14 protein-coding genes are annotated in these 15,796 nt (G+C 57.9%); 2 read left to right on the top strand and 12 right to left on the bottom strand.

The annotated features are described in order from the left end of the window. Positions 1-104: 104 nt before the first annotated feature. Positions 105-1,841 (top strand): AIPR family protein, encoded by a 1,737-nt coding sequence (locus tag GSQ80_RS02355; protein ID WP_158785897.1) that lies wholly within the window; start codon positions 105-107, stop codon positions 1,839-1,841. 233 nt (positions 1,842-2,074) lie between these two features. On the opposite strand, the gene GSQ80_RS02360 is transcribed toward GSQ80_RS02355, so the two are convergent. The 3 genes from GSQ80_RS02360 to GSQ80_RS02370 all read right to left on the bottom strand — a co-directional run bounded on the left by GSQ80_RS02360 (position 2,075) and on the right by GSQ80_RS02370 (position 4,577). Continuing rightward, the gene (locus tag GSQ80_RS02360) at positions 2,075-2,734 is read right to left on the bottom strand and encodes an N-acetyltransferase (RefSeq protein ID WP_158785898.1); all 660 of its coding nucleotides are present in this window, start codon (positions 2,732-2,734) and stop codon (positions 2,075-2,077) included. Between the two features lie 94 nt (positions 2,735-2,828). After that, a complete protein-coding gene (locus GSQ80_RS02365; protein ID WP_158785899.1) occupies positions 2,829-3,392 on the bottom strand; it encodes a YceI family protein in 564 nt (187 codons plus the stop codon). A 54-nt stretch (positions 3,393-3,446) separates the two neighbouring features. Next, positions 3,447-4,577 carry an NAD(P)/FAD-dependent oxidoreductase gene (locus GSQ80_RS02370; RefSeq protein ID WP_158785900.1) on the bottom strand — a complete coding sequence of 377 codons (1,131 nt, stop codon included), beginning with the start codon at positions 4,575-4,577 and terminating at the stop codon, positions 3,447-3,449. A 289-nt stretch (positions 4,578-4,866) separates the two neighbouring features. Here GSQ80_RS02370 and GSQ80_RS02375 point away from each other — a divergent pair, with 289 nt between their 5' ends. Further along, on the top strand, positions 4,867-5,568 hold the full coding sequence (locus GSQ80_RS02375) for a hypothetical protein (RefSeq protein ID WP_158785901.1): 702 nt from the start codon (positions 4,867-4,869) through the stop codon (positions 5,566-5,568). A 93-nt stretch (positions 5,569-5,661) separates the two neighbouring features. Here GSQ80_RS02375 and GSQ80_RS02380 read toward each other — a convergent pair whose 3' ends face one another. From GSQ80_RS02380 to GSQ80_RS02420, 9 genes are all read right to left on the bottom strand, one after another. After that, the gene (locus GSQ80_RS02380) at positions 5,662-6,297 is read right to left on the bottom strand and encodes a DUF2306 domain-containing protein (RefSeq protein ID WP_158785902.1); all 636 of its coding nucleotides are present in this window, start codon (positions 6,295-6,297) and stop codon (positions 5,662-5,664) included. A 105-nt stretch (positions 6,298-6,402) separates the two neighbouring features. Further along, entirely contained in the window at positions 6,403-7,128 is a 726-nt protein-coding gene (locus GSQ80_RS02385) for a methyltransferase domain-containing protein (RefSeq protein ID WP_158785903.1), read from the bottom strand. Further along, on the bottom strand, positions 7,118-8,179 hold the full coding sequence (locus GSQ80_RS02390) for a type III polyketide synthase (protein ID WP_158785904.1): 1,062 nt from the start codon (positions 8,177-8,179) through the stop codon (positions 7,118-7,120). Before GSQ80_RS02390 ends, GSQ80_RS02385 begins: the two co-directional genes overlap by 11 nt. A gap of 499 nt (positions 8,180-8,678) precedes the next feature. After that, positions 8,679-9,488: an IS21-like element helper ATPase IstB gene (gene istB, locus GSQ80_RS02395; RefSeq protein WP_158785905.1), complete on the bottom strand. Its 810-nt coding sequence runs from the start codon at positions 9,486-9,488 to the stop codon at positions 8,679-8,681. Further along, positions 9,485-10,984, bottom strand: a complete 1,500-nt coding sequence (gene istA / locus GSQ80_RS02400) for an IS21 family transposase (protein ID WP_158785906.1) — start codon at positions 10,982-10,984, stop codon at positions 9,485-9,487. Before istA ends, istB begins: the two co-directional genes overlap by 4 nt. Before the next feature lie 133 nt (positions 10,985-11,117). Next, positions 11,118-12,515, bottom strand: a complete 1,398-nt coding sequence (locus tag GSQ80_RS02405) for a ParB/RepB/Spo0J family partition protein (protein WP_158785907.1) — start codon at positions 12,513-12,515, stop codon at positions 11,118-11,120. 86 nt (positions 12,516-12,601) lie between these two features. Next, positions 12,602-13,018: a hypothetical protein gene (locus GSQ80_RS02410; RefSeq protein WP_158785908.1), complete on the bottom strand. Its 417-nt coding sequence runs from the start codon at positions 13,016-13,018 to the stop codon at positions 12,602-12,604. Beyond that, entirely contained in the window at positions 13,018-13,935 is a 918-nt protein-coding gene (locus tag GSQ80_RS02415) for an ArdC family protein (protein ID WP_158785909.1), read from the bottom strand. The genes GSQ80_RS02410 and GSQ80_RS02415 overlap by 1 nt, the downstream gene beginning before the upstream one ends. A 676-nt stretch (positions 13,936-14,611) precedes the next feature. Next, positions 14,612-15,667 carry a HEAT repeat domain-containing protein gene (locus GSQ80_RS02420; protein WP_216850097.1) on the bottom strand — a complete coding sequence of 352 codons (1,056 nt, stop codon included), beginning with the start codon at positions 15,665-15,667 and terminating at the stop codon, positions 14,612-14,614. Between the last annotated feature and the right edge of the window lie 129 nt (positions 15,668-15,796).

The raw sequence follows: 15,796 nt of genomic DNA on the forward strand, positions 1-15,796 counted from the left end.
GTATAGTCGCGGTGCCGAATTCGCAACTCGGGAAATTCAATCTTAGGCACACAGCGCATTTGTGAGATGAGGCCGCAGGGCATTTCATCGAAATATGAGGATAAATGTACGAACAGATTAAGAAGGAAATCGGAGCCGATCCCTTCTATAAAGACAACTTCTCAAACGAGGGCCAGCAGTTTGTGGCTTGGTATCTACGTCGGGTGCTCCTTCTTGATGTGCATGCAACCAAAGCGTCTATTACAGACGGGCAACTCGATAAGCAGATTGATGCAATTGTTGTGGAAGACGGGGATGATCGACGTGTGCGGATAATTCAAGGAAAATTCTCGAAGTTACCGTCTATCGATGCCGCGCCAGTTCGCGAAATTCTCTCAGCATGGGAACGACTGCGTGATCTTCCATCACTGCAAGTCGAGTGCTCCGGGAAGCTGGCAGAGCGACTCGAAGCGATGCGTCTTGCTCTTGAAGATGACTACGAGGTGCAATTTGAATTACTTACTACGAGCTCCCTCACACCGGCTGCACTAACGGACGTCGATGCATTCAAGAAGCTCATGTCGGAGAGTACGGAATTGAACGCTGGGTTCACAGTTGTGGACTCAGACCTAATCGAGACTCGACTTTCGGAAGCGGAACAAAAAGACCTTCCGGAACTGAACACGAGCATTCAACTCGATAAGAATCGGTACATCGAGTCTTCCGAAGCTGGTGTGAGGGTTGTGGTTGCTATGCTTCCGGTCGAACGATGCCTAAAGCTTCCAGGGATAGTGGATCAGAAGCTTTTCCGGCGTAACGTTCGTCAGAGTCTTGGACTCGGCAACAAGGTGAACAAAGGAATTCGCGAAACGCTAACAAATCCCCAAAAGTCCCCATACCTTTTCTTTTTCCATAATGGGATTACCGCGCTTTGCAGAAGCTTTGAAATTTCCAATGATGTGCTCTCATTAAAGGGCCTCGCCGTGGTGAACGGCTGTCAGTCACTATCAACGATCTATGCAACGTCCGGGAAGATTGCGCAAAAGCAAGGAGCTCAGGGGGCCCTGCTATTTCGCTTCTATGAGATTCCTGAAATTGAGCTTGGAGACTCCATCAGCGTAAGCACCAATTCGCAGAGTGCCGTTAAGCCGAGAGATCTGCGCAGCAATGACAAGGCCATGCGCCAGATTAAGCAGCGTTACGAATCTGAGGTTGATCGCGCTTATTTCATCACAAAAAGGGGAGAGGATAGACCTCCCGATAAAGACCCAAACCGATGCATTGACTCGCCTGACTACGCGAAGATGGTCATCTCGTGGCTTTGTCAGCGCCCGAACTCAGCGTCAAATGAGAAGCGCCTATTCGACGAATATTACAAAAAGCTTTTCAGTCCCCAACTCGACTCGCAGTCGATGCTGGCTTTGAAATTATGGCTCGTGGAAATCGATAAGAATTGGGAATCGCTCGCGATAAATGAAGCCGTCAAGGCAGTCAGGGGTGCCGCACGATTCCATTTGTTGTTTACTGTTTCACAGTTGTTCGCCCATGCAAGTGATAAATCGGACAGCGTGCCATTACCATCAGCCACGCTAGATTCCTTGAGATTTGCAGGTCCAATTTTGAACCAGGCAAAGCAATGCATCAATCAAGCACTCCAGCAAGCGGTAATGGAGAGTGGGGCATCCGGAAAGATTTTCAGCCCTCAGAACTGGCTCAAGAGCGGACAAGCAGTGAATCACGAGCAATTGGTGGCGGGAACAATCATAAACGTGCTCAAGAGCATGGAAATACGGGACGGCGGATTCATCAGTTCCCTCTCCCTCCCACCTACGGATTTCGTGCAAAGATGGTCAGCTGAATAGAGACCGCAAAAGATATCCCTAATTGCACTCAAGCCGCCCACGGTAAACTCCGCAAGTCTTCATCTGGGAAACTCCAATCGGTCATGCTTGGACCGGATTAGAGTTCTGCCCCTTGCTTCGATTTCGACTTGCGCATCATCGCCTGTGCGCTCATCGATTGACTCAGCCTGATACCGTTAGCCGAGGCTCGGTAAGCACCCTTTGCACATTGGCGAGTTCTGAGAATCCGGCGGTCATTGAGATAGTGGCGCTTGTGCATACAAACCTTTGCGTGGATGTCCACCTGGACGGGACATAAACCAGTTGGGTACTCCCAGAACGTTGGCTTCCGCTACCACCACGAACCCAAATTTCTGATAGAAATGAACGTTTGCCTGTCGGTCGGTCTCAAGATACGCAACTGCTCCACAGGCATTCATATGCACGCAGAACGCGGTCAGCAAGGCGCTTCCAATTCCCTGTCGCTGGACGGACGGTTCGATGGCCACCGGTCCCAGATGCCAGTGAGGCCCAGCAGGATCGCGATGCGCCCATGCCGCGGTCCAGTTCAGAACGCGAAGCGCCGCGCCGAGTGGATTGCCGCGCACGATCGCGGGTAACACGGAAAGTTTTTCAAGAGGAGCAGGCTGACAAAAGCCGGGTCGTGCAATGCCGCAGATTCCTACAAGCGCGTTATCGCGATAAGCGCCGTAAATCAACCCCCTCTGATGAAGACCGAGCAGTACCGGCCGGAAGAACCATTCCAGCGCCCGACGGCGCCGCTCCGCGTCCGATATTGCGAAGGCCCGCACGTGCACTGGATTGTCGCGCATGGCGCGGCCAAGGATCAGGGCTGCTGGACGAAGGTCGGTTTGTCGCAGCTGGCTCAGTTTTACTTCGCAGTTGGTTTTCATTCGGATACCGGAAGCGTCATGTGAGCTGAACCTCGTATCCATGGCTCGGTTTACAGGGATTATCAATCGCATCCGATCGAATCGAACGACGAATTTAGTTCGTAATTTGCCCGACGAGATTGAGATCAATCGTTACGTCATTCTCGGCCTTCCAGATCAGGAAGCTCGGGTTCTTGAGACCCCACTGCACATAGGGAATGACGAATTGCGCCTTCGCCGTTGCCTTTGTTCCATCCCTATGAATCTGCATCGGAATCGTCAGGTCGTGAGGCGTGCCGAGCAGAGTGAACACTCCGCTCACCTGAATGGTTGAGTCGCCTGAAGCAGCAATCGTTCCGTTGTACGTTTTAGGCGCGAAAGAAACGGCGGCGAACTGCTCCACCTTCAGAATGTCCCGATTCATCTTCTTATCGCGGCTGTCGTTACCGGTCTTTCCGCTGCCGGCCAGTACGACCACCGAACCCGACATCTTAGTAGCACCGCGGTCAAACTCAATCGATCCAAATTTAATGTGAAAAGTGCCGTTGACTACCTCGTGGGTCGTGTTGAGCGTCATTTTGACCTCGCTGGCATCGGGGTTGACTGTGAAGGCCTGATGTTGGGCGAGTGCGACTGGAGCGAGTATGACCGCGAGGGCAAAGACTGCAAAGGATTTCATTCCATCTCCCTAGAGGGCTTTGACTAACGATAGCTGTTTTGGCGTGGCTCGCATTCAGCTGGCGACTGCCTGCGGGGTAACAGCGGCGGGCTGGGTGACACGCGTGAGTCTAGCCGTCACGCGCATCACGCCGGGCCACACCCTGAGGCAGAACGGCAGTACAGCGCGCGCGAGTGCGTTGTTCAAGCCGTCGGCAGCGACCTCGGCAAGACGCATCTGGGGCAGCATTGCGGAGCGCAGTTTCGCCTGGAAGAGAGGTGCCGGTTCGGCTGCCAGATAGGCAGCGACTGCACAACGTGCAGTATGCAGCGCGATGGATATGCCATCGCCGGTGAACGAGGGGATAACGGCTGCCTGATCGCCGATGCAGTAGAGCCCATCCGCCGTGGTGCGTCGGATGTAGCCGTATGGGATATGGGTGATGGCGATCGGTTTGTCGAGCAAGGGCTCGGCGCCGGCAAGCCTCATCGCGAGGTGTGGACAGTCTTGCTGCATCTTCGCGAGGAAGTTCTCCCAGCGAAGACCCGTACGCGCCAGATGCTGCCGTTTCACCACGCAGCAGAGGTTTGCAAGGCCGCCTTCCACTGGTTGGATACCACCATAGCCTCCGGGATAGAGCATCAGCTCGGAGGCGTCTGACAACTCAGCGGCCTGAGCCGGAACCAAGCGAAAATACATCTTGAAGGCGACCCACTGTTCCGGGTCTTTTGGGCGCGTGTGGCCGCGCAGATCGTGCTTGCCCGTGGCGAGAAAGACGGTTGGAGCTTCGCGGATAGTGCCATCATCAAGCGTAGCCTGCCAGACTTTGGCTGTCATACGGCTGAGCGACTGCACACTACGACCTCGTTCCACGCGGACTCCAGCCGCGACGGCCTCTGCAATAAGTGCTGTGTCGAGCGCCTTGCGCGTGAGCGAGGCCGCGGGAAAAGGCAACGGAGCCTCTGCGGCGCGTCTGGCTGCGGCAAGGCGAACATAATTGATGGGCGCTGCGCCGAGAGAGGCCACGTGGATGCCAAGTGCATGCAGGTCTTCTAGGGCCTCACCACTTAGGAATTCTCCGCAGACCTTATGGCGCGGCGTCGACTCGCGTTCGATCAGCGTGACGTTTCGTCCTTTTCGGGCGAGTGCGATCGAAGCCGCACAGCCTGCCACTCCACCACCTAGGATCAGCACTTCCTCTTGCAAAGCATTCCCTCCTGATTCAACGGACTTTCAATCAACCTGTAGCGGACTCCATCTTTCAAGTAGACGTTCAGAAACCACTTCGGCTCGTTATTGTGTACAAATCGTCATTTGGAGCGGAACACCGCTTGCTGGATCCAGAGGCCGGCGTGAGAATATGCCGGATGCACCCTGGGGATCGGAAGGCGTCTAAGGTGTTAGAGCGAGGTATTTGATGGGGCGAAGCAATTTCTTTTTAGCCGCTTTTTGGGCAATAACGTTGGGCACCGCGGCGTCTGCCGAACAAATTTCAGTGAAACATGTCCAACGCCCGATGCATCGGTTTATGGTGGCGCGCTCCGACGCTGGAAATATCCTCGCCCGTGGTGAGTTTACACAGCTGGTGCAGGGCGATGAAGTGACGATGCGTATGATCTATCGCTTTTCGGATGGGTCCATTGATGATGAGACGACGACGTACAGGCAGCAGGGTACGTTTCGCTTAGTACGCAACCATCACATACAGAAAGGGCCGTTCTTTGCGAAGCCCGTTGACTTCGCGGTGGATGCCGCTATCGGGATAGCGACCACCCGCACAATGGACAAGAACGGCAAACTACACGTCGAGACCGAGCACGTGGAGCTGCCGGATGACCTGGCGAATGGGTTCGTAGGAACGCTGCTGCTGAATGTGCCGCACGATACGACGTCGTTTCGGGTGGGGATGCTGGTGCCGGTGAGCGGCGGGCGATTGATTCGGCTGCTGATCTCGCCCGAGGGTGAGCAGCCATTTCACGCGACAGGACAGCCCCTTAAGGCGACGGAGTTTCGCATCCATCCGGAGTTGGGTGGCATCGTGGGCCTGATTGCGCCGCTGATCGGCCTTCAGCCGAAAGATGTGATGGTGTGGGTGGTGGAGGGTGAGGACCCAGCGGTGGTGAGGATCGTTGGACAGCTAGGTGGTTACGGGCCCGTGGTCAGCTCGGAGCTGGAAGGGACCAACTTCGGTAAGTAGGACACTTTGCAGCTCAGCATCTTATAAGGCGGGATGGAGAGTACGCGCGTTTATGACGATGCCCTGAACATCTCATGGCCTCGCAGCCGACGATCAGCCACGGCGAGTCGTAAGCTCCCGCCAGTTGAGACCGATGTCCACGATCAGTATCGAGGCAAGCGTGAAGGCAATCACGCCGACAGCGGATAAGACGTCGCCCAGGTGGCTCCAGTAGGCAGGCACAAGATTGAATACACGGCTTGAGACGAAGGTAAACGTAACTGCATAAGAGCGCGCCATCCATTGGCGGTGCACGGTGATCTGGCGGTTACGCGCGGCGATCACGGCGACGGTGGTGCAAACGATCCATGCGGCGGCCTGCATGGAGGTTCCGGGTAAGCCAGGACGCCCCCAGGCGAGGGCAATCCCAGTGGGGGCGCCGACCCATACCGAGACGAAGTAGATGCGGCCAAGGATGCGATGGAGTTGCAGATGCCGCTCGCGGATCCGCGAGGAGAAATTGATGGGGCCGATCAAGAGAGCGAAGATTCCGGCGAACGTATGCGGGATGAGGAGACCGCGGTCGGCGATGACCTGCAGACGGTAGGCGTGATACATCGGATAGTCGGTGATGAGGAGGACTTCCGAGGTAATGAAGACGAAGAGCGCGGTGAGACCGAGGGAGATCCAGATAACAGTCTTGGCTCTGGGACGGGCGGAGCTGGGCACTAGCAGCGTGGAAGTTGGCATTATTCGCCTTTCAGATAATTAGACGTGATGAGGCGCGCAACCAGGACGACGGGGACATAGGCTTCATATCTCTTAGTCTAACGAGACGCTTCAGAATCACCGACCTCACTTCCACCGCCCCACGCACAACCGTCCCGGCCGCCAATGTTCCACCGTCGCCGTCTCTCGCGGAACGTCAGCCGCTGCAAGCAATCGCACCCAGTCCTCCTTCCGGAAGGCCCGCCGAAACGACACCGGCCCATCGTGCCGCACAAACCGGTGCCACCCCAGCACGCTCGCCACCCACCCAAACATGCGGCAAGTCCGCTCCGAACGCTCCAAATCATTGATAATCCAACCTGCCTGCGCAGTCGCTTCCATCCACCGCAGCAGCGCGATGATCTCTTCATCCTCCAGATGATGTGCCATCAGCGAACTGACGACGATATCCACCGGCTTCTCCGGCCGATACGCCAGAGCATCGCCGGTCACCCATGCGATGCCAAGCTCCTTCGGGGTGGACTCCGCTGCCGCTCGCGCCGCATAAGGATTCAAATCGATCCCTGTCAACTGCACCGCAATGCCGCGCCTCCGTGCCCAGCCTGCAATCTGCCGCAGCAGATCGCCGCCTCCGCTGCCCACATCGACGATGTGCAACGGATCACGCAATCCAGGCGCTAGCGGCTTCAGCCAAGCGAGCGTCGGTCGATATCCCAGCAGCCAGCGGTTGACCTGCTCCAGGCTGCGCAGGCAGCCACGGAAATCCTCATAGCTACAATCACCATCCATCAGCTCCGGCAACTCACGCGGAGAGACTCGCCCACTGAAGTCGATCTCTGCACTAGACCGCATGGAAGCGCATCGTCTCCGCTGTCAGGCCCGGCCCGAACGACATCGCACATCCGCGCTGCCCCGGCCGCGCCTGCTGCATCATGCGCTGCAGCACAAACATCACCGTTGCCGATGACATGTTGCCAAAGCATGACAGCACCTCACGCGACGCCGACAGCGCATCGGTCGGCAGCTCCAGTCCCTTCTCCACCGCATCCAGAATCGACCGTCCGCCCGGATGCACCGCCCACAGGTCGATGCCATCGCGCTCGGCCATCAGCTCGCCCTCATGTAGCGCGCGGCCCAACTCCGCCGGAACCTGCCCGGAGAGCAGCATGTCGAATCCCAGCTCACGGATCTTCCACGTAATCAGCCCTCTCGTCTCGGGCACCATCACCGCCTTGAAGCTGTCCAGTGCAAAGCCCTGCTCGCACGCGGTAATCAGGCTCGCCGCCGCACCATCGGCAAAGACCAGGAAGGACAGCACCTGCTCGAGATCTTGTGTCTCCTGGAAGTGCAGTGTGCACAACTCCAGGTTGACCATCAGAACACCCGCCTTCGGATCTGAGCGCACAATGTGCCGCGCCAGCTTCAGCGCATTGATCGCGGCATAGCATCCCATGAAGCCAACCATCGTGCGCTCCACGCCCGCCGAAAGCCCGAGGTGGTCGACGATCTCAAAGTCCAGTCCCGGCGCATAGAGTCCCGTGCAGCAGGTCACCAGCACGTGCGTAATACCGGAGCGTTCCTCCTCGCTCAGCGCAAGCCGGTCTACGGCCTTCCGCATCAGCACCGGAGCGCTCTGCTCAAACAGTTCCATACGCCGCGCCGTGTTGGGAAAGTTGCCGAGCCGGTAGAACTCACGAGCATCGTGCGACGAGAACTGGCCCGCTCCTCTCAGCGGATCGAGAAACGAATAACGATGCGCTATGTCGGCGCGGCTCGCCATGCGGCGGAAGACCGTGCGCCGTCGCGGATCGTCGAGCATCTGCTCGGCGAAGATGACGAAGGTGTCATGCACATCGTGCTCTGGTACGGCAGTGGCGATGCGGTTCAGGTAAGCCGTAGTCATGCACAATGGGCCCTCAGCCCGGATGATAGGGATTAGATGTCGCGTGTGTGTGTCTTGGAAAAGCTGGATCACGAAGAGACGACGACCAGGCGGCAGTCGACAACTTGAGAGAACAGGTTCCGTATTCTCAATACAGTGCCCGCTTCAATCTGTCTTTGTTCAAATCGTTCATGGACTCCCGCTGTAGCTGCGCCTCAATTGACTTGGATGTCACCGTTCCTGGTAATACGGCAATCCAGATTCAGATCCTTCACCTACTCTCTCAGACGAGACTCCCCTTCTCTTGGTAGCACCGTGGAAGGATGGCAGAGATGAAGATTTGTTCATTGATCTCTCATGCGCGGAGACTGTCAAGGGCGGAGCAAAACCAGGCCACCGCGGCGGAGTAAAAGTAGGCCAGTTGTTGGACGTGAAGTGATTGAGTCTTCGGGGGAGAAGGGCCGCTGGAGCGTAGCGGAAGCGGCCCTTCTCCCCCGAGGCGCGTTCGGAGTGGGTAGTGTCAGCGTTCGGCCGGTGGGGTCCGTTTTCGGCGGCTCTGCTTGAGTCGGTAGCTGTCGCCGTTCATCTCCAGGATGTGGACGTGGTGGGTGAGCCGATCGAGCAGGGCGCCGGTGAGGCGTTCGGAACCGAGCACCTCGGTCCATTCCTGGAACGGCAGGTTGCTGGTCACCATCGTCGAGCCGCGCTCGTAGCGCTGGCTTAGCATCTCGAAGAGCAACTCGGCGCCGGTCTTGGACAGAGGCACGAAGCCCAGTTCATCGACGATGAGCAGTTCATAGCTGGCGATCTGCTTCTGGAAGCGGAGCAGCTTCTTCTCATCGCGAGCCTCGATCAGTTCGCTGACCAGAGCGGCGGCGGTGGTGAAGCGTACCCGATGGCCACGTTGGCAGGCAGCCAGGCCGAGAGCCAGGGCGATATGCGTCTTGCCGGTGCCGCTGTTGCCCAACAGCAGTACGTTCTCGCGGCGGGCGAAGAACTCGCATCGCGCCAGTTCCAGCACCAGAGTCTTGTTCAGCGATGGGATGGCCAGGAAGTCGAAGCTGTCCATGGTCTTGACGACCGGGAACTTCGCTTGCCGGATGCGGCGTTCGGTAGCCCTGCGCTCGCGGTCCAGCAACTCCAGCTCGGTCATGCGCAGCAGATAACGTGGATAGTCCACCTGCTCCACCGCGCACTGCCGCGCCACCTTGTCGTACTCGCGCAGGATGGTAGGCAGCCGCAGCTCCTTCAAGTGATGTTCGAGCAGCAACTGCGGCGTGTCGGCCGTATGAGTCACGATATTCGTTGAAGAAGTCTCGGCTCCGCTCATGCTTCCACCGCCTCAAGCAAGCTCATGTAGTCGGCGGCCTGGGTGGTGCGCACCTGCGCCAGCGGCAGGTGCGGATAGTTCTGCATGTCCAGCCGCGGCGGCCTGCGTTCGATGCGGCACAGCCGCAGATGACGCACGGCGTCGAAGCTGATCGTTCCTAACCGCAGGGCATCTTCGATGGCAAGAGTCAGCTCAGAGAGATCGAAGGTCTCCAGCAGGCGAAGCACCTGCACATACTCGCGACTGCCGTGCTTCTTCAACCTGGCTTCGAGCAGACGCCGCAGTTGAGCGAAGCACTCCGGCAACTGCCAGCCTGCCAGCGGCGCGGCCTGATCGAGGGCGCGTGTCTTCTGTTCGAGCAGCGCCAGATAGTGCAGCGGATCGAAGACCACCGCCTCGCGTTCATAACTGCGCTTGTGCCGCGCGATGACCTCGCTGGCGCAGGCGATCACCACTTCATGAACGTAGCCCTTCACCCATACCTGGCGATGTCCATACTGCGTCGGCACCGAGTAGTCTATGGTCCGATAGCGGACCAGCGACAGAGAACTGACCCGGGCGGCGATCTTCTCGCAGGCCTCATAAGGCGCCGCAGGCAGTGGCAGCATCGCTGCACGGTCGCGTTCGTAGCGCTCGCCGATGGTCTCGGTGTGACCACGCAGCCGCCGTTCCCGCCGCTTCCGGCACTGCTCTTCCAGGTACGCGTTCAACTCCTCCCAACTGCTCGCGTGTGGAATCGGCACCATGAAGTTGCGCCGTGAGTAGCCAACGATACCCTCCACCTTGCCCTTATCGTTGCCCTTGGCCGGGCGTCCGAACTTATCGGCGAACAGATAGTAACTCTGCAGCTCGGAGAAGCTCCGCGTCCGTTGCCGATCTTCTCCACCCAGGATCTTGGCCACCGCGATCTTCGTGTTGTCGTAGAGGATGCGTGTGGGCACGCCGCCGAAGTACGCGAAGGCACGCACATGGCCCTCGAGGAAGGCTTCGGTCGTCTCGGCTGGAAACGCCGCCACGAAGCAATCATCGGAGTGCGGCAGATCCATGACCAGGTAGTGCGCCTTCTGTTGCACCCCGGCAATGACCACCAACGCTTCGCCGAAGTCGGCCTGCGCTTCGCCCGGGGCATGGGTCAGAGGAACAAACATCTCCCGGCTGCGAACCTGTTCGCCACGCACGTAGTCCTTCACGATCGTGTAGCCGCCTGTGAACCCGTGCTCGTCCTTGAGCCGATCGAAGATCCGCTTGGCCGTGTGCCGCTGCTTCACCGGCCTCTGCTTGTCGTCGTCAAGAATGGCGTCGATCATGCCTATCCACGGCCCCAGCTTGGGTCGCTTGATCGGCTGCTGGCGCTGGTAGCCTGGCGGCACCGCGTACGCGAGCATCTTCCGAACCGTCTCTCGCGACACCCCAAACTCCCGGGCCACCGCACGCTGACTCCGACCCTCAACACGAACCGCTCGACGTACCCGCCCGTATATCTCCACTCGGAACATCCCTCCGGTGTTCCATGAACCACGTTGCCAAGGCAACTCAGCTCACGAAACCAAGATCCGGCGGTGGACTACTTTTACTCCGCCGCAAAACACCGCTCCCGCCGCGTTCTGTGGCCTATTTTTACTCCGGCGCTCATACCACTTCCTCTAGGAACTCGTAGGGGTCGATGTGGACGAGCAAGCGGAGGAAGGCACGAAGATGTGCGCCGGTGAACATAACCGGAGCATTGTCGAGTATGCGGTCAAAGGTCGCGGCGCGGGCCCTGCTCAACTTCTCCCGGCGCTTCCGCTCGGCCTCATACTCTTTTTGCCGACGTTCGAACTCGGCTTTGCGTTCCTCCTCGCGACGCTGTTCTTCGGCTTCGTGCTCCTTGCGACGCTGCTCATAGTCGGCTCGACGCTGTTCCTCCGCTTCTTCCGTTTCCTCTTCGGTTGCTGGCTCCATGACGGGGGCCGGGTTATCGGCTTCCTGCTTGGCAAGACGTGCGGCGGTGGCAGGGTCATGTACCGGGCAGTGGTCATCGGTGCAGACGGCGATGGTCTGTCCTGCATGGCGTCCAAAGACGATCAACGCGGATTTGGTGTTGGGGCACAGCGGCTCGGCGTCCGAGTTATCAGGCGTATCGAGTTCGCGGTAGGAGTGTTTGGGGAGAATGCCGGGGCGCTGTTCCTTGGCGGGTCGCCACGTCGTCTCGATCTGGACGAGTTGCGGACGCGCCGCAAGCTCCCGTTCGATATGAGCTGCGATTTTGGCTTGGTAGCAGAGCCCGTCTAGGCACTGGTCACCCTGAACATCTGCGAAGAGTGACGTGTTGTATCCGCTGTGGCGGGGGCAGGTCACGCAAGCTCCGGCTGCGGGGTTGAGGCCGATGTCTTCGAGGTCGAACGGAGCATCGGCAAGGGCAAGATACAAATTCGTTTCGATCCAAGCGGTTACGTGCTTGGCGGGTAGCAGATGCGGCTCTTTGTCGTTCCAGTCCTTGCGCCAGCACTGCTCGAAGGCTGCGGCTTGATGCTCCTGCGGCAGACGGGCGATGAGGTTGGCGTGGCTGGCGGTGATGCGTTCCTCGACGAATGCCTGGGCAACATCGGGGATGAGCTGCAACAGGGACAGACGAGCGTAGATGTGCGATGCACTCTTGCCCGATTTCAAGACAAGCGCGGCCACGTCGTAACCGGGCATGTCGAGCAAGCGTTGGAACCCCTGCGCCTCTTCATAGGGATGCACATCGACGCGTTGAGAATTTTCAACGAGCTGCCATTCCATGGCGGCTGCGTCGTCCAATTCGACGATGCGGGCAGGAATGGAAAACAACTCCGCTAGCTGCGAAGCGCGGAAACGTCGTGCGCCCGCAACGATCTCAAAGCCATTGGCGTTGGGTCGAACAGTAACGGGCTGGATGAGGCCGTGTTGCCGGATGCTCTCGGCAAGTTCGTCGAGCTTGGATTGCTCGAAGGTGAGGCGTGGGTTGGTGGTGGACTCGTGAATCTGGTCGATGGCGATGAATTGGAATGCGCTGCTGTTCTGCATGGTGCCCTCCTTTGGGCGTGGTTGTGCTGTGAGGTTGTAGAGCGAACACGATTCCCTGTCTCCGCTCCGGTGGGCGGGGAACTTGGCTAACCGCGTATGTGCTTGTGCGGGTCGAAGGCTTCGGCGAAGCCTTGCAAGCGAAGGTTGTTGTCCCAGGTTGCAGCGAATCGCTGGTGCTGTTCGTGCAACTGGATCAGGTGGACGTAGCGGTCGCAGACGATATTGCGGCTCCACTGCTCGATGGCTACATAATCGTTCCGCCAATAGAACGCATCCAGACGTGTGCCCCCGGCGAGACCGAGTTCGAAGCACATCTCCGGGTCACGCATGAGGTCGCCATTCTGTTCGCCGTAGTGGGCCACGGAAAGCGCGGGCAGTCCCATCGGTCCGGACTCGTCCATTGCTTCGATCACCAACGCCATATAAGGCGGGTTCTCGATCTTGAGATACAGGCCGTGGTGCCAGCCTCCGGCCTGATTGAGGATTGCGAGGATAGTTTTCATTACGCCACCCGCGCCAGTTCTGCATCGGGGATAGTCTCTTCGGTAGCGGACGATACGAGTGCGGCAAGGATGACAGCGGAGACCTGCTGGATGACTTCAAGGCTCTCTATCAGCAACGAAGCGTTGCCATGGTAGAGAGCGATATAAGAGGCGCTGGCATTGCCGGTCTGTAAACCAATCGCCTTACCGACAACGAAGGCGATGGCCTCGGCCTCCGTCTCCCGTACCGTCTTGGTAGTCGTCGTGCGGCGGCTGGAATGCATCAGGAGTTCGTGTGCCAGCTCATGCACCAGCGTGGCGAAGGTTTCGGCCTTCGACTGTCCGGGCAAGATGGCGATGCGCCCGCCATAGCTCACGCCAAGCGCGGGCGCGATCTTCTCCGTAAAGACAAGCTCGATGCCCTGCTTTTCAATGAAGGCCAGAAGACGGTCGTAGTTCTCGCCCGCATCGCCCTGAACGTGTTCCATCTGGGGAAGGTCGGGGCCATCTGTTTGCTCCACATCAAAGACATAGGCATTCCTGAATCCAACAAGGACGCGGGTGTTCTGCTTGGTGATGTCCGTCACTGCCTCTTCATCGCTCTTGCGCTTGATGCCGATGATGGGAGCAAGAATGCGGATGCCCTTCTCGCCTTTCTTCACGCGGCGGCCAAGCTGGTTCCATGCGTACATGCCCGCAACGCGCGTTGCTCCGGGGCGTTGTCTGGCGATTTCGAGGATGTTCCCAAAGGAATACGAATGAAAGCGACTCATCGCGTTGAGGTACGCGGTGAGTGCATCGGAGTGTCCGGCCTCTAGCTGCTCGATGAGACTTTTCACGTTAGCGGCGATGATCTCTTTCGCCGACTGCCTTTGCTGCGGCTGTTTGGGGTTTTGAGTGGGAGCGTTGACGGTGGGGGTCGTGGCTACGGTGTTCATGGGTGTTTCCTCCTTGGCCTTTGGCCGTTGGTTTTCATGCCATGCGTGGCATGTACCTACATGCCGAACGCCTCCTGGCGAAGGCGGGGCGGCAAGGCGCAATGAGGAGGGGTATCGCCCACCCGAAGGGCAAGCGAAGCGCAGTGATTTTTCGCAGAAAAATTATGGGGAGACCTCTTGCGCCGCGCCAGGGCAGCGCCCTCAGCGAGGCTTGGCTTCCCTATTCGCGTGCGGCAGCACGCCTCATTTCAGGGGCGGCGTTGCGGGCAGGACACAGGCCTGCTGAGATTTTCTCTCGCTTTACAAACGGTTTCTTTTCTCTTCAGGGGTGTCCAGAGGGGATATTTCTCTTTTGTCGCGATACGGCATTTGACGGTTAGCAGTTCGGCATTCGTAAAAAACGGCTCTATCATTTGCCGCAGGTCGAGAACGCGAACTATGTTGTCTGGAAGCATTGCTCATCCAGGGGATCCCAACCTCGCCTACGCGCTATTCAGGGGCAGCGGGTCAACTTGACCCGTCATCTCAAACTTCTTTTAGGCTTAGATACCAGACAGTCTAGGACGCATCGATGCTCGCCAAGCGTTCATCTATGTCCATGGGCTTGCCGGTCTTCGATGGATGTATACCGTGTCGATGTCAAGCGGATCAATGAACGCAAACGTGCTTGCAGTGATCAATCTGCCGTTCGCGCAGATGAAGAGGTTGCCGCCGCGATGATTGCGTCTTTGTCGCCGTTCTTTAGCAATTCGAAAAGCCTATCGTCCCGGATCGATCCAATCCGGCCAAGGACTACCAGGAACGGCGTGGAATGCCCGGGAACGTCGATCCAAGAAGCACCCTCCACCAGAGGTCCCATTGCCTCCTTCCGTAGCGAACTCAGAATCTCTGGATTTCTGGCTTCTGTCATTCGCATCAGGAGCAAGCTGGCTTTATTGCGATCGGTCCAAATGCCTGAGTAAAGCAGATTGATTAGGGGCTTAATGTTGATCTGCAGGCCATCCTTTTTGGTTGCGGCCGACAATACGGCAAGAGCCCGGACCGCATTGTTCCGCACTTCCTCGTCTGGATCTTCAATGGCTCGTGACAGGGCTTCAGCCTGGGTGGGCGAGCGTCGGACGTAACCTAGAAGTGCAGCGGCGGCTCTGCGCTGCTTCGGATCACCTGACGTTTGAAGCACATGTCGCAACTCCGACTCACGCCCGATGGCAAAGGAACGCATCGCGAGGTTCACTGCCTTCAGCGCCGGATCATCGGAGATCGTGTATCCCTGCGAGTCATCTTCACCACCAGTGCCGTGAGCTGCGGCTTCCCCAATCAGAGGCTGTTCCTGTTCATAGAGCCGCAGGCCTTCTGGGTCCAGACGAGCATTGGCGGAGGGTATAGGACCACTTGGAACAGGACGGGAAGTCGAACCAGAAAGACCAATAAAGATTTCAAGTTGCTGAGAGGCAATGCAGCAGGTAACGTTTACATCCGTCGGTAGCTTACCAATCACGGATAGGACCGCATCGTTGATCGGCTTCTTGGAGAAGGTTGCGTGAGTCAACGAGTCTCCAACGTGCAGTGGTAACGCCGCACGAACCTTCTGCAAGGGCAAACCACCATAGCCAAAGTAATTGATCGCTCCGACGGGGAACACATGGTGCTCCATGTCAGCGTCCTGTGACCATCCGTTGCCGGAACCGGTGAATAAGAAGAGCGCACAGCAGGTGAGGACAAGAGCATTCATCATTTCTCCTATAAGCGAGACGGTCACCAAATTCTACCCATCGTTTGTTGCTCCACAACCGATGAATGGCACGATCCGATCAGGTCTACAAAGTCGATTTAGTAAGGGGTCGGTACGCGTTACGGACTT

This window comes from Granulicella sp. L46 (assembly GCF_009765785.1).
GTDB lineage: Bacteria > Acidobacteriota > Terriglobia > Terriglobales > Acidobacteriaceae > Granulicella.

Bases quoted from the DNA above. Each gene is read 5' to 3' on its own strand.
- GSQ80_RS02355 (WP_158785897.1), top strand. From the start codon at position 105: ATGTACGAACAGATTAAGAAGGAAATCGGAGCCGATCCCTTCTATAAA.
- GSQ80_RS02360 (WP_158785898.1), bottom strand. From the start codon at position 2,734: ATGAAAACCAACTGCGAAGTAAAACTGAGCCAGCTGCGACAAACCGAC.
- GSQ80_RS02365 (WP_158785899.1), bottom strand. From the start codon at position 3,392: ATGAAATCCTTTGCAGTCTTTGCCCTCGCGGTCATACTCGCTCCAGTC.
- GSQ80_RS02380 (WP_158785902.1), bottom strand. From the start codon at position 6,297: ATGCCAACTTCCACGCTGCTAGTGCCCAGCTCCGCCCGTCCCAGAGCC.
- GSQ80_RS02385 (WP_158785903.1), bottom strand. From the start codon at position 7,128: ATGCGGTCTAGTGCAGAGATCGACTTCAGTGGGCGAGTCTCTCCGCGT.
- GSQ80_RS02390 (WP_158785904.1), bottom strand. From the start codon at position 8,179: ATGACTACGGCTTACCTGAACCGCATCGCCACTGCCGTACCAGAGCAC.
- istB (WP_158785905.1), bottom strand. From the start codon at position 9,488: ATGAGCGGAGCCGAGACTTCTTCAACGAATATCGTGACTCATACGGCC.
- istA (WP_158785906.1), bottom strand. From the start codon at position 10,984: ATGTTCCGAGTGGAGATATACGGGCGGGTACGTCGAGCGGTTCGTGTT.
- GSQ80_RS02405 (WP_158785907.1), bottom strand. From the start codon at position 12,515: ATGCAGAACAGCAGCGCATTCCAATTCATCGCCATCGACCAGATTCAC.
- GSQ80_RS02410 (WP_158785908.1), bottom strand. From the start codon at position 13,018: ATGAAAACTATCCTCGCAATCCTCAATCAGGCCGGAGGCTGGCACCAC.
- GSQ80_RS02415 (WP_158785909.1), bottom strand. From the start codon at position 13,935: ATGAACACCGTAGCCACGACCCCCACCGTCAACGCTCCCACTCAAAAC.
- GSQ80_RS02420 (WP_216850097.1), bottom strand. From the start codon at position 15,667: ATGAATGCTCTTGTCCTCACCTGCTGTGCGCTCTTCTTATTCACCGGT.